Here is a 14,045-nt window from a genome sequence, read left to right as displayed (position 1 = left end):
GAAATGATGGGGAAGAGATCGCTGGGGATGGCTGATTGTTGATTCGGAGTGATGAAATTCAACGGATCATGGGAGCTGCCTCGCAAAGTGAGATGCCTCCACTTTCTCCCCATTATTCCCGCCCTCTTGAGTCGTGCGACAGCCTCATATATCGCTCTCTTTTCACCCCATCACCTTACTGCTACCGGACCGCCTGGCTCTCTACACTGTTTATCTCATCGTCTATCTCAATGAATAGCGGGATATGAATAATCAGCCAGTTGATGAATGGATACAGTTCGTTATAAATCTGATCATCACAACGTTCCTCGAGTATCTCAGCCAGGGTATCCAGATTGGCTGGCCAGTAGGCTATAGTAAACCCATGCCCGCGGTATGTCCTGACTGCCCAGAGAGCTGTTTCAACGAGGACGTTCGGTTCATAATGGCGAAAGAGCGATGCGAGAAAACGGCAGAGATTCCGTGAGTTATTCTCCATCATCTGTATATTGTCCGGACCGATCAGCCTCTCAACATCCGGCCGCCCTCTCATCCGGTTATTCAGTTCTGCTGCTATCACAGCATGGGTCTCTTCGAAGTGTATGGCTGCCTGATTCCCAGGCTGCATCAGTTTTTCTGCCGATTCAATCAGTCTCTCCTTTGTCATCACTAATCCCTCCTTTCATGAATCTAACAATGTATATTCATACTTTGGCACAATTCATCCCGATTTTCGAAGAACCACGTGAGATACACCGGAACTCATTCCGGCTTATCCGGAACAAGTACTGAGTCAGGGAGCGTAAACCCAATGGTGGATCCAGTCCCTAATGCACTCTCGACATACATCTTTCCGCCATGTGCTTCAACAATCTTCCGTGAGATGGTCAGACCAAGACCAATACTTCGCTCCCCATCTCTCTTTGTTCTACCACTACCTGAGAATGGGCTGAAGAGTTTTTTCTGGATCTCAGGCGGGATACCAACACCTCTATCCTCTACCTGGAACCTGATCTCTTCTTGTATACGCAGGCTTCGGATGATCACGGTTCCTCCTGAAGGTGAGTGTTCAATAGCATTACTGCCAAGGTTGGTTAGAACCTGCTCAATCTTCCCCCTATCGATTCTGAGGCTCACCAGATCCGGATCTGTTATGGTCTCCAGGGCAATGTTCCTTTTTTTTGCTGCCGGATAAAGGTTCTGCTGTACATCCCAGAGCAGATCCGGGATATCAACCTGCTGGATATTCATTCTGAGCTGGCCGGATTCTATGATGCTGACATCGAGGAAGTCATTGATCACCTGGCTCATCCGTGCAGCGGCAGTTCTGATCCTCCTGAGCATTTTTGTTTCATCGGAGTCTTCCCCATCCGGGACTCCATCAAGGAGGAGATCACTTGAGATCATTATGATCGTAACCGGATTGCGGAGATCATGGGAAGCCATCCCCAGGAACTGGTTCTTCATCTCATTCAGACGGGCCTGTTCGGAATTATTCTGATTCAGTTCCCGGGTCATAGTGGTAAGCTCCTGATTCAGTGCAAGGATCTCTCTGATCAATACTTCAGAGCCAGCTGAATCTCTCTGCCCGAATATGATGTGGCCATTCTGAGTATTATAGATATGAATCTGAAATGATAGGGGTTTTCCATCTGCCGTTCTGATATTCATCAGATGTGGGGGAGATCCAGTTCTCCATTGGTCGAGGATACTCCTGGTATCAGTATCTCTGGTAGATCCATGGAGAAGGAGTGTGGAGAGGTGTTTGCCTGAGAGTGGGATCCCGGCTATCGTTTCTGTATACCGGTTTGTATACGAGATTATCCCCTCACGATTGAGAATCAGCATCATGCATTCTGCATCATCGGCGAGATACCGAAGTGCGTATTAGGTTATTTCACATTCGGCCAGAGCGTACTGATCACTGGTCATGGTACTGCTCCATAACGCTCTCCAGGACCTCTATCGAGGGGATGTAGATGACTGTGGAGTATTCTGCTAATGCCCTGGTACCTCCCCACCTGAATGCCTGGCCCCCAACAAGTATGGGGAGATCGGGGTGCAGCGCTGTGATGCGGTCAAGTGTCGCCAGGAGGATTGGGAGGTTGAAGTAGATAGAGAGCGAGAGAGCGACGAGATCAGGTTTTTTCTCATCAATCATGATGAGCAGATCCTGAACCGGGGTGTTTGCACCGAGGAAATATCCGCGCCATCCGTTGAGCTCGAAGAGATCAGCAACCATCCGGGCACCGAGCTGGTGGTATTCATCTGCTACACAGGCGACGATGACAGAATGTCTTCGAAAACCTCCTTCAAAGATCTTCGGCTCAATAAGAGCCATCAGCCGTTCGGTGATGGCAGTAGCCAGATGCTCAACAGATACGGAGATCAGATTCTGCTCCCAGAGCTCTCCTGTCCGGTATAGTGACCGCTGGAAAAGGTTCAGGTAGAGATCTGGAATTTGGATATCCTTGTTGATAAGCTCCTGAACAATCTCCATGCAAGGGATGCGATCTCCTGCAACCAGAGCATTGAGATAGCTCAGATAGATCTCTTCAGTCACCAGAGAACTCATTTTATTTCCTCCTTTTGCTTATCTCCTCTGTTTATTGCACTCGCAAAACTCACCCTTCTTCCATACCCCCTCCGGCACTACAATCTCAAACCTCGCCTCTTTGCCGTAGGTTCCGGTCTCCTGAATTGTACTCCCGGTGATGGCGAGGATCTCGCGGGCGAGGACGATTCCAAAGCCGTTTTTCTGCCAAAGCCACCGAAAAAGTTTTCCTCTATCTGATCTCCCGGGATGTCGGGCTCATCATCCACAAAGAAGATTAAGAGGGCTTGATCGGAGGTATTGACCATTAAACTATAGTAGACTCGGAAACGGATTAACATTTTTGGTAACTGTAAGCTATACCTGCAAGCCACCGTGGGCATAAAGGGTTCTCTCCTGAACACCCCTTTGATGGCGGCAAGTATAGCTGACCAGTTACAATTCGACAATGTTGTGGGTTCAAACAGTTTGTTTGAGATCAGAACGGATCAAAAGATATCTCCTCTACTGTAGCGAATGTGCATATGTCTTGATAGAACGAGTCCCGAACATCCTCCGGGGGGTACTGCCATCCCCCCTTCGGCGTTCGGTGGGGGCAACCTGAAGGTCACCAAGCGGGGCTGATCGCCCCGCCAGTGAGGATAGTCGGCGCTTCGCGCCCCACCTCTTGTTACTAGTCTCTCTCCCATCTCAACTACAGTTTCTCATTCACTGTCGCTTGTGTAGAAAGGGATCCACAGTGAGGATGACACCAGAATACCCAGTTGATATTTGCTCAGGGATCAGGGAAGTTGGCGATCAGAAATTTGGTGAAGAGTCAATATCCTGTCTGATCTGATCAAGAGTGCGGCAACAAAATGTATTCGACTCCACAAGCATACAGACCGATTTGAGACATGAATGGAAACAGGTGTGAACTAACCGACAACTAAGAAACAACCCGAAATAGGAATCAACAAGCATAATGACCGATTTGAGGCATGGATGGAAACAGGTGTGAACTAACCGACAACTAAGAAACAACATAAAATCGGAATCCACAAGCATAATGACCGATTTGAAGCATGGATAAAACAGGTGTGAACTAACCGACAACTAAGATGGATCTAAAAGTTTACATAGAGATATTTCACTATCCAACTATGCCCAGTAAGGTACATATGATCGATATTTATCTGAGGATTTTGGATTTGATAATCGAATTACACCAGCATCCAGAGCTTCACGGATGTATTTTGAAACTGATGACTTTAACTTTGGATCAATTCCAAATCGCTCCCGAACAGATGAATTTACAAGTGTTTCCCGGTTCATATATCTGAGGCAGGCATGCTGATAAATTGCCCGTATTCTGTCTCTTTTATCCATTTCAGAGAGCTTGCGTGGAGCAAAGAGCACCACACGGGTAAAGCCGGGTGGAACCTGGAATAGTGGTGCGGGCAGGTGATGAAGCTCAACCTGGGTGATGACTTTATCGATGCCACTCCCTCGCTCTTCACAAAGGCTGAACCGGCGCATCAATGATGCCAGATGCTCGTTTCGGGAAGTCGGGGGCGTATCCAAAAAGCGTTCAGTATCAACAAGGGGCTCCCCGGGATTTGTAATCTCGATCCGGTTTGAGAAGATCTCGACCATCGGCCCTGTTCCAGTTGTATAGAAGTCCTGGTGAATCAAGGCATTAGCGACCAGCTCACGAACTGCAATCTCCGGGTAAAGGTGAATGGTCCTGCGTATTCCATCTTCGATGACCTCCCCTGACGGCAGCAGGTTCCTGATTTGGGACATGATCTCAGAGAATCCGTTTCCGTATCCCTTTTCGATCTCAATCTCCCGCTCACCCTCTATCCTTCCTGTGCCATTGTACCTGATAATCCTGAGCTTCTTTCGCCAGAGTTTATCAAATGGTGAGAGCTTTTTCGCAAGCAGCACCGCACCCAGATTTGTGATAGTATAGCCTCCGGCATCGGATGGGCGAATGAGTTTGTCACTGATCAAAGCCTCCAGTATTCCATCATGGCTTGTTGGGAGGGGAATCTCAAGGAGATCGAAGTATGCGGAAAAGTCAAGGAGTTTCAGGACTCCTGCACCATCAATCCTATCCATAGCAACTCCCGATTCAAAAGGGATCTCATCAAAGATACGCCATAAAGCCCTTTCCTTATCAGGAGCATCTTTCAACGGCTTCTTCACCGATCCAACCCGGATGAACTCACCGGACTTGAACCTGACCGGGTGCCGGTATGCCGCTTCAATCTCCAGGAGCACAAGATGTTTCCCATCCTTCTCAACCTCATGGAAACGAAAATCGATCTTCGGGGTTAGCAGGCGTAAAAGCCAGTTTTCAACCGGCTCATTACCCTTCTTCTTCGAGGATGGATAGAAGTCCGTTCCGACGATTGCATGGCTCGTATCCTCAATGCCCCAGATCAGATAGCCATGGGTCTTGCCATTCAGGGCGGCGGCATTAGAAAGTGCGGAGATATACTCACCAATCTCCTCCGGGTTGTGGTTATTGACCTTGAACTCCGCCCACTCCGGCTCATAGGCATACCTGATGAGCTCCCGAATGAGATCCCGGTAGTATGATTCGTCCTTATACGTGGCCATTAGCTCTCAACCTCATCGTCGTCCATACCATCCAACCGATTCACTTCCTCTCATCCGGCAGATGAGCCACTACTTCCCATTAGGGACATCGGCAATGAGCCAGGTGCGGGATTCCAGGAGGAGGGGGATATGATATTACGAATTCATATTAAACCCATCCACAGATAATCATTATTATACATCAATGGTGCATTTTAGAAGGGGCAGAACCAGATACACTCCGTTCGGATCACCCCCATCACTCCTTCTTCAGGTCATGCTCACCCACCGCAAACGGAGCCGCGGATCGAATGTCAGGCAACAGATCCTTATGAAGATGCTCGTTCATCCTGGAGAATAATCCCCTGAATTCGGCTCTCCGCAGATATCCGAAGGCATGAAACGCATTTCTGATGAGGGGATGAGCCGGTTGGTCTGAGCTGCTGATAATGCTTTTACAGGAGTACCCCAAACCTGTGGGGATGAGTCAAATTTGGGAGTCATTGACTCCCAAATCTCTACGAGTTCCCAACACCTGCAGAGATAAGACAAAGATATTGAGATTGAGCATTTCGATCTCTTGAGGAGCCTCATGAGTGCTCTTTTTACCATAATTGCCCATCAAATACAGGATCGCCCTGAATCGGAATTGGAGCCTGAATTGACGTTTTGATTGATTCGGCTCAATCACCTGTAAAATACCAGGCAGACCTGTATTCCTGCCCACCTTGTTATGAGCGGTCGAAGAAGGAGGTGAATCCACATTCGAGGAATTTTCACCCCTGCAACAACAAAATCCCCCGAAATCCAGATTGAGCCAGGATATGACAATATTTATCAAAAAGTGAAACCACCCGGCAACCAAAGAACGCCACATTCCCGGAAGCCAAGGACAAGCTATCTTCACCCCTGCAACAACAAAATCCCCCGAAATCCAGATTGAGCCAGGATATGACAATATTTATCAAAAAGTGAAACGACCCGGCAACCAGAGAACGCCACATTCCCGGAAGCCGATGAGGGGCCTCCTCACCCCTGCTTTGGAAACACCCGCATCGACTGATCAACGATGATCAGCTGTGACGGGATATGCACTATCCGGACCTGCACCGTATCTCCGGGGAGGAGGGTGATCCCGCCACCGCCAGTTTTGATCCGAAACCCGATGGTATCACCGGCACCCCAGATGCCGTCCCGGTTCGGGTGGAGTGCTCCCAGCCTGGCCTCTCCAAGAGCACTCTTATCAGTCAGATCATCGCCTTCAGTGGTCGCCAGACCAAAACGGGTCACAGGGAAACCGGAGATCCGCTCATACCGGAGCATATTCCCACCCCTGTGGACCATCACGACCAGCTCCATATCACGGACCGGCACCGGATCACCGGCACGATGGTAAAGCTCGACAAACTGTGAGGTCGTTCCCATCCCGATCTCATGGCCAATCGTCAACCGCCCCTCAACGGCAGCGGTGAAGGGGGGCTTCTCCGGGAGGACCGGCTGGAGCGAGGAGAGAAGGATCGCCGAGAGCAGGATCGTCAGTGCAACCAGCAGAAGAACACCAATGATCGGGGCCACCCCCTCCTCATCTCGATGAATCGATAGACGCCCCGATGACCCCCTGGCTGAACCCGTCAACAGACCCCGCATACAGTATCTCCTCCGTCCGGGTCTGCCTTGAGGCAGATCTCTATCTGCACCAGAACGGTCCCCATCACGGTCACGTAAGAGATACACAGTCCCGGTAGATGATAATGCTGACGGAAAGGGATCCCAACCCCCATCAATTCTTCTTCACTTCAATCTCATCCACCGGGACCGGAACTGCGGAACGCTCATCCGGGAACATATCCTTATGATGAAGATGCTGGTTCATCTTGGAGAATAATGTCATAAATTCAGCTCTCCGCATATATCCAAGCACATGAAAAGCATCTCTGATGAGCGGATGGACCCCGACACCATCAAACCTCCCGAAGAGGACGGATTTGAGATGCAGATACTGGAGCAGGAGACCTGAGCCGGGACTATCGGAGAGGACCGCCTGCCTGACGATCCGATCACTGACATGGTTCCAGACGACAAGCCAGACAGTATTCTTCAGCATCTGGACCCGGTTGAACGGGAGGAGGTGGGGGGTGTAGATGAATGCCTTCTCATTGAGGAAATCATGCTGGATCTGTTTGAGTAATGCGTCCCTGGTCGCATCCTCCGGTCTGAGATATCCATCATGTACTGCACGGGTGGTCAAGGGATAGTTCGGGAAATACTGCAACGAGTAGAGATTAAAGCTGAGGGGTTTTGGCAGCTGAAGCAGAAGATGAATGGTATCCCGTAACTCGTCCTCGTTATCATACGGACTGTTCATGATGAGATCGTACCGGACTTTCACATTCCGTCTGGTGACTTCTTTGGCAAGGTTTATGATCTCCGCGGATGTCCCCGGCCGGCCATAGATCGTGTTTCTGACAGTATCCGACCCGGACTGAATACCCACATCCACCTCCGCAAGCCCGGCTCCGACCAGCCGGTCGATTATCTGAAGGTTAAGCTGTTTTGGATGGTAGTACGCCGAAAAAGGGATCTCTGTCAAGTTCTGATATTTCGTAGTGAACTCATCGATCCATTTTTTTTCTATAGCAAATACCTCATCAATAAAAAATATCGATAGGGTCATACCCTTTGATCGCCCCAGATACTCCGACAGCTCTGCGATGACGCTATCGACCGATCTTCGCCGGACATATGGTCCCAGATCCGTAAAGATATTGCGCAGAAGGCTGTTCACACAATATTCGCATTTCCAGGGACAGCCCCGTGATGCCTGCACCAGATGTTCATGTTCAGAAAAGACCGTATCAACCTGCGTTATACAATTCGTATCGATAAAGAAGAAGGAGTCATCCCCATATAAGGGGAACGGGAGCGAGTCCAGATCCTCAATCAGAGGCCGAAGAGGGTTTTTGTAGATCTGCTCACCCTCCCGGACCCAGAGGTTCGCAATCTGATTATAGGGCAGGCCATCCCGCAGAGCCGTGAGGAGATCGGTGAGTGCCCCCTCCCCCTCACCGATGCAGAGAATATCCACATCAGAAATACAGTCCTCGGGATAGAGGGTTGGATGGATGCCCCCCCAGATAATGACCATATCAGGATGCTTCTCCTTGACCAGCCGGCTTAATCTCCGTGCAACATCCGCAAACGGTGACAGAACCGTAAAAGAGACGATATCAGGCTGTAATTTGTCGATGAGATCAAGAAAAAGCCGTTCTTCGTCCTCTGTGGGATACTCGAACCGGTTAATCGAGACGTCCTTTACAAATACTGAGTAAGGAACAACCCCAGGGATCTCCTTCACAAGAGGATGCAACAATCGGATAGTAAAATTTCGATACCGAAATAAAGAAACAAATACAATAACCAAATCAGACACATGATAATTTTTATTTTCAAATAGTAATAAAAATATCTATGTACCTCTTTCATAAATCAGGCGAATATCCTTTCGATAACGACCTTCGACAAATACCCTTCAACGATGATCGCCACCCAGAATCATACATACCCGGTCATAAAGGATCCATCACCAGAACCCCTTTCTCCCCATACACGCAACATCTATGCAGATGCCCGCCACCCCCCGCCTCACCCGGATGATCGACCACCTCAATACTGAGCGGGAAGCCCTCCTCGCCTATCCCGAAGCTGATCTCGCCACCATCATCCAGGATGTCGGCTTCTCCTGCACCTTCTGCGGCCGCTGCTGCACCCGCGAGTTCAACGGCCATGTCCTCATGCTGGACGAAGACACGGAGCGGGTGCGGAGCATTGCACCCGAGGCACTCATCCCGGCGCCGTACTTCGAGTTCTGCGACAATACCGGCGTCCTCTATACCTCCGGATACACCATCAGGATCAAGGAGGACGGCAGCTGCCACTTCCTTGATCAGAACCGCCGCTGCACCATCTATACAGAGAGGATGGGGATCTGCAGGCTCTATCCGTACATGCTCCACCGTGAGACCGGCGATGACGGCACCATCGACTGGCGGCAGATCGCGGGCCTCAACCAGCATGGTGAGTACCATGACGAGATCGGAAGGGCTGAAGCAGAGGAGATAGCCGCAGCGGTGAAGGCGTACGAGGAGGCATATCTTGCACAGGAGATCGCCTTCCTCGAGTCCCTCATGGCACACTTCCAAAAAGAGAACCTCCGGCATGTCCCAAAGATCCTCGACCAGCAGATCGCCGCCTTCAGGAGGGGAGAGCCGGTCCCGGTGAAGATCTATTACAACGGAACCTTCGTGGACGGAACAGCCGACTGCCGGGAGAGCGGGATGGTTCCCCACCGGCCCGGCAAGCGGTAGGGGATCTTGAAAGCCCGATCAAAATATGACAATTGTTCCGGGGCACAGCTACCAAAGATGCAATCGGGTCTGCTCCCTGCCTCATACAGACGCTTCAGTCTTCCTCCTCATCCTGGAAACCATGCTGCATCACGGATTTCAGGATCAGGACTCCCGCCACAAGAGCGGCTGCCAGAAGAATGAAGACGCCTGCAATGATGAGAATGATCAGTCGCTTCATGATGGGCACTTGGTAATGTTAATATATAAACATTATTGTATATACAACCCATCATGAATAAATCGACAATCATCCTCCTCTGATCCAGAAGATTCTTCGTTCAACCGGCAAAAAAGAGATCAATGTTTGGTGCCAACTTCAATCCCCTCCTTCTCATCGGGATCGTCTATGCGATCTCCCTCACAATCATCTCTGCGATCCTCTGGATAACCGGCCGTTTCTCAATGAGGATTCGGTACAGCCTCCTTCTGATCACCATACTCCTCGGCTTTGCCACCTTCTCGCCGATGATACCCCACCAGTTCCAGGGCCTCTTTGAACATCTCGCCGAAGGGAAACGGATCGGGACCATCCTCTTCTCGGGCATAGTCGGCCTTGGCATACTCAGCATCCTTTCGCTCCTCTTCGGCAGGCAGTTCTGCGGATACCTCTGTCCAATCGGAGCCGTTCAGGAGGTCTCCTACATGATCAGGACGAAGAAGGCCGTCATCTCCCGGAAAGGCCTCCTCAGTGGCATCCGTGTTGCGTTCCTCATCGCCATGATAGCAGCCGCATTCCTGGCGGGTATCGAACTCCTCGATTACTTTGGCTTCTCGGACTTCTTCCGGCTCAGCCCGACGGTCGGATCGCTCGTCTTCCTGCTGATCCTCCTCCTCTCAATAGGCATCTATCGGCCGTTCTGCAGAAGTATCTGCCCGGTGGGAGCAATCTTCCAGGTCGCAGCAACTCCGGCGATCTATACAATCCGGAGGACCGATGCATGTATCCGATGCGGAAAGTGTGAGAGGGCCTGCCCGACAGATGTGGCAAAAGAGGGGGACCGCAAAGATGAATGCTACCTCTGCCGCCGCTGCATTGACGTCTGCCCGCAGGAAGGGGCACTGGGGTACCAGCGAAAGAAGCGTTGAGATACAATGAACCATCAATATCACCCGGTCGCTCTTGTGCATGGCTGGAAGAGCCATCCCGGCATCTGGAGAGATCTCATCACCCGGCTCACCAACCATGGAATCCCGGCATGGGCATTTGCCTATACCGACGACCATCCCGAAACCGTCGCCACTGATCTTCAGAGATATATCGCCGGAAAACGAAAGGAATCCGGCTATACCGGCGATATCGATATCATCACCCATTCGATGGGAACGCATATCACCCGGTACCTCCTTGAGGTCATCGATGGCGGTGGAAAGGAAGAAGGGGTACGCCAGCTGATCGGAATCGGGCCGCCAAACAACGGATCATCAATGGCCGAACTCTTCTGCGATGCCGTTCACGGCGAAGAGATGATCAACAGGCTTACAGGCGTCTTTGTTCCGAAAGGCTACATCCCCGATGATGACGCACTCGTCCAGGAGGTCCGGCCGAAGAGCCCGACGATGAGGACGCTCAAAAGAGCCGGCCTTCGGGATGATATCAGCTACCATTTCATCCTTGGGGAGAACCTCACCAGATCAGCTGCATTCTTCCCGGTCTTCGGAGGCAGGACCCCGGTCTATGGGGAAGACGGGGAGTGGAAGACGACCTGGTCTGGCGACGGGGTGATCCCGCATACGGACTCCGTCATCGCAGGTGCAGGGTATGAAGTTGTGCCATCAGATCCGATCCGGCTCACAGAGCGACCATGGAGGTACTGCCATACCACCCTTCCAAAGAATCCCGAGGTCATGGACGCGATCCTCCGGCACATCACCCAATTTGGGCGGGAATGAGCTATCAAGAGGAGGAATCACCTCCTGTGCCAGCCATGTATCCCCGGTCTGCTTTTTCAGACATTTATATATAGTATTGGCAATATAGGAAGGATTGCCTCTGTCCAACCATTCCAGAGGCGGAATCATTGCCAGGAGAGAAGGTGTTCCCAATGACAGATGACGTGATAAGCGACATGAAGAAGAAGACGGCAGATGCACTCGAAGAAGCGGCAAGGAAGCTGAGGGAGTCGGAGGAGGCGATGAGCGGCGAGGAGATCTGGGATATCGTCCATGATGCCGAGGGAAAGCTGCAGGAGGTTGTCCCAAAGAAGATCAAAGCAGCAGAGGAGGTTGCCGAGGAGGCGGGCGAGGATATCAGAAAAAAGCTCCATGATGCAGAGGAGAAACTTCGCTCCTATGTCGAAGCAGAGCATGGCGATATCGAGAAGAAGGTCCGTTCGGTTGAGAGCTTCGTAACAGAGAACCCGATCCCTGCAGTTGCCATCGCCGCCGGTGCAGGCCTCCTCTTCGGAATGATCGCAGCACGGCTCCGCGACTGAGAGAGGGAGGATGAGGATGAACAAACAGATCGGGAAGAAGGAGATCCAAAAGAAGAGCAGGAGTTGTATCCGGAAACATCCGATTGCCGCCATCGCCATTGCATTTGGTATCGGAGCAGTAGCAGGGCTCCTCTTTGGCGGGGGGAGGCGGACCCGAAGCAGTCAGAAGGGAGGGGGGCTCTTCTCATGGACGTTTGCCCGTGCAACCCCGCTCATCACCTCATACATGACACGCCTCATCATGCCATACCTCTTCGTCCTCCTCTTCAGGCGAAAGCAGGCGGCATGAAGGGGAATAATCCAAAATTTTTCTTTTAAAAAAAGAGGGTCTTTCGGTTATTCGACAGACTCACCACAGCCTGCACAGAATCTGGCACCCGGTGCAAGCTCAGCACCGCATTTTCCGCAGGCCTTCGCCCCCATTGGGTTTCCACAATTTGGACAGAACTTCGCACCCTGTGGAACATCAAAGTCACATTTCCCACATTTCACCGTCGGAGGTGCCTGGGACGCACCGCAGTGGGGGCAGAATTTTGCACCCTGCACAACAGGCTGATCACATTTGATGCACTTCTGAGCCGGGGCACCGGGTTGCTGCTCCGGCTGAACCGGACCTCCAAACTGGGATGGAGCGCCCATGCCACCTGCCATTGACTGGCCCATAACATGACCCATTCCCATACCGGCACCCATACCGGCACCAAGTGTTGCAAACCCTGCTCCCTCACCGGCACCGCCCTGAGCTGCACCACGACCGATATCCTCGATTGCTCGCCCGGACTGGTACTGCATATAATTGACGCCAAGAGCTGACATGGCACCACGCTTATCGACCGCCTGCTGTACTTCCTCAGGCAGGTTGATATTCAAACCGGCGAACTTCGTGATCTTCAGCCCGTACTGCTCGGTCTCACCGGTGAGTTTTGTGAGACAGATCTGTTCGATCTGCTGCAGATATGCAGGCATGTCAAGGACACCCATATTCTGCTTCAGTTTCAGCTCACCGAGGGTGGCGTTGAGAATCATCACTATCTGGTCTTTGAGCCAGTCGATGATCTCCTCAGACTTCGTCAGTCCTTTCGTTCCGACAAACTGGGTGATGAAGAGCATCGGATCAACGACCCGATAGGCATACTGGCCAAAGACACGGATACGGACGACACCAAAATCGGTATCACGGAAACTCAGTGGTTCGGAGGTACCGAAGTTCGAGCGGAAATCACGCTTCTGAACCCAGTAAAACTCTCCGATCTGAGTCATACCGACAACAGCTTTTCCAAGTGCCTGAAGGCCTGCGATATTCTGTGTCGTCATCGCATACCGGTCAGGCCGGTCAAAGACCTGCATGGCTTTTCCATCACGGAAGAAAATACCATACTCATCTTCCCTGACCATGACGTTGTCATTCCACCGGATGTTTCGTGGAAGGCGCCACATCACGTTCTCGCCTTTCTGGTTCTCTATCCAGTAGAAACCCTTCCTCGAATCAGCACCGTCGATATCATCTCCGCCATGATATTCTTTCCTTCTACCAAAAAGCCCCATCAGACTGCCCCCAGATCAGCCATTGTCGTATGCCGGTCTTTGAAGATCTTTAAAAATTCAATCACATTCTTTTTTGCCTGATGGCAGGAGGCTTTCATCGATTGGAACTCACCCATCTCTGCATCCATAAGAATACTCTCCGCTTCTGCAGCAAGACCATTGATCAGTTCGATCATGCTGAGATCATAATCATAGAGTGTTTCAAGCTGATCTTCATTGATACGATAATTTGGTGAGATCCCTGAATACCCCTGATCAGCATGACGGATCTTCTTCTCCAGCACATTCACCTTCGAAGCGAGGTCAGAGATATCGCCCATTACATCAAGATTCAGGGCCTTTGCAACTGCTTCCTTCGCACCATCAAGAGGAATCATGACTTCTGACTTGATCGAATCAGCAAGCTGAATTCTCAGAACACTGTCTGCAATCCGGAGATCTTCTCTCTTCCGGTACCCACGGAATCCCGGGATAGCAAGCTGAATATTCTTCAGAAGACCCCGGTCTTCTGCAACCCTCTCTCGTAAATCGGCCATTATTTTG

14 protein-coding genes are annotated in these 14,045 nt (G+C 51.1%); 5 read left to right on the top strand and 9 right to left on the bottom strand.

Annotation, left to right across the window (positions count from 1 at the left end):
* Positions 1-181: 181 nt before the first annotated feature.
* The 6 genes from J2T58_RS08440 to J2T58_RS08415 all read right to left on the bottom strand — a co-directional run bounded on the left by J2T58_RS08440 (position 182) and on the right by J2T58_RS08415 (position 8,474).
* Positions 182-646, bottom strand: a complete 465-nt coding sequence (locus tag J2T58_RS08440; protein WP_253488797.1) for a hypothetical protein — start codon at positions 644-646, stop codon at positions 182-184.
* A gap of 95 nt (positions 647-741) precedes the next feature.
* Positions 742-1,830, bottom strand: coding sequence for a sensor histidine kinase (locus tag J2T58_RS08435; RefSeq protein WP_253488796.1), 1,089 nt, complete (start codon positions 1,828-1,830; stop codon positions 742-744).
* A gap of 70 nt (positions 1,831-1,900) precedes the next feature.
* Positions 1,901-2,554 (bottom strand): cobalamin B12-binding domain-containing protein, encoded by a 654-nt coding sequence (locus tag J2T58_RS08430; RefSeq protein ID WP_253488795.1) that lies wholly within the window; start codon positions 2,552-2,554, stop codon positions 1,901-1,903.
* A 1,119-nt stretch (positions 2,555-3,673) separates the two neighbouring features.
* On the bottom strand, positions 3,674-5,140 hold the full coding sequence (locus J2T58_RS08425; RefSeq protein ID WP_253488794.1) for an ATP-binding protein: 1,467 nt from the start codon (positions 5,138-5,140) through the stop codon (positions 3,674-3,676).
* Between the two features lie 1,008 nt (positions 5,141-6,148).
* On the bottom strand, positions 6,149-6,766 hold the full coding sequence (locus tag J2T58_RS08420; RefSeq protein ID WP_253488793.1) for an archaellin/type IV pilin N-terminal domain-containing protein: 618 nt from the start codon (positions 6,764-6,766) through the stop codon (positions 6,149-6,151).
* A gap of 133 nt (positions 6,767-6,899) precedes the next feature.
* The gene (locus J2T58_RS08415) at positions 6,900-8,474 is read right to left on the bottom strand and encodes a B12-binding domain-containing radical SAM protein (RefSeq protein ID WP_253488791.1); all 1,575 of its coding nucleotides are present in this window, start codon (positions 8,472-8,474) and stop codon (positions 6,900-6,902) included.
* A 268-nt stretch (positions 8,475-8,742) separates the two neighbouring features.
* Here J2T58_RS08415 and J2T58_RS08410 point away from each other — a divergent pair, with 268 nt between their 5' ends.
* A complete protein-coding gene (locus J2T58_RS08410; RefSeq protein WP_253488789.1) occupies positions 8,743-9,483 on the top strand; it encodes a YkgJ family cysteine cluster protein in 741 nt (246 codons plus the stop codon).
* 94 nt (positions 9,484-9,577) lie between these two features.
* Here J2T58_RS08410 and J2T58_RS11130 read toward each other — a convergent pair whose 3' ends face one another.
* A complete protein-coding gene (locus J2T58_RS11130) occupies positions 9,578-9,703 on the bottom strand; it encodes a hypothetical protein (protein WP_301287520.1) in 126 nt (41 codons plus the stop codon).
* 122 nt (positions 9,704-9,825) lie between these two features.
* Between J2T58_RS11130 and J2T58_RS08405 the strand changes: the two genes are divergently transcribed.
* The 4 genes from J2T58_RS08405 to J2T58_RS08390 all read left to right on the top strand — a co-directional run bounded on the left by J2T58_RS08405 (position 9,826) and on the right by J2T58_RS08390 (position 12,246).
* The gene (locus J2T58_RS08405; protein ID WP_253488786.1) at positions 9,826-10,611 is read left to right on the top strand and encodes a 4Fe-4S binding protein; all 786 of its coding nucleotides are present in this window, start codon (positions 9,826-9,828) and stop codon (positions 10,609-10,611) included.
* 6 nt (positions 10,612-10,617) lie between these two features.
* Complete coding sequence (locus J2T58_RS08400) at positions 10,618-11,415, top strand: esterase/lipase family protein (RefSeq protein ID WP_253488783.1); 798 nt, start codon at positions 10,618-10,620, stop codon at positions 11,413-11,415.
* A gap of 152 nt (positions 11,416-11,567) precedes the next feature.
* Positions 11,568-11,957 (top strand): hypothetical protein, encoded by a 390-nt coding sequence (locus J2T58_RS08395; RefSeq protein WP_253488780.1) that lies wholly within the window; start codon positions 11,568-11,570, stop codon positions 11,955-11,957.
* 16 nt (positions 11,958-11,973) lie between these two features.
* Entirely contained in the window at positions 11,974-12,246 is a 273-nt protein-coding gene (locus tag J2T58_RS08390) for a hypothetical protein (protein ID WP_253488778.1), read from the top strand.
* A gap of 47 nt (positions 12,247-12,293) precedes the next feature.
* Here the strand turns inward: J2T58_RS08390 and J2T58_RS08385 are convergent, their stop codons facing one another.
* Together J2T58_RS08385 and J2T58_RS08380 are read right to left on the bottom strand one after the other, a co-directional pair.
* Positions 12,294-13,502 (bottom strand): SPFH domain-containing protein, encoded by a 1,209-nt coding sequence (locus J2T58_RS08385; RefSeq protein WP_253488776.1) that lies wholly within the window; start codon positions 13,500-13,502, stop codon positions 12,294-12,296.
* On the bottom strand, positions 13,502-14,038 hold the full coding sequence (locus J2T58_RS08380; protein ID WP_253488773.1) for a hypothetical protein: 537 nt from the start codon (positions 14,036-14,038) through the stop codon (positions 13,502-13,504). The genes J2T58_RS08385 and J2T58_RS08380 overlap by 1 nt, the downstream gene beginning before the upstream one ends.
* Positions 14,039-14,045: the final 7 nt, after the last annotated feature.

It is taken from the genome of Methanocalculus alkaliphilus, from assembly GCF_024170505.1.
Lineage (GTDB): Archaea > Halobacteriota > Methanomicrobia > Methanomicrobiales > Methanocorpusculaceae > Methanocalculus > Methanocalculus alkaliphilus.
This window is presented reverse-complemented; position numbering and strand designations above follow the sequence as displayed.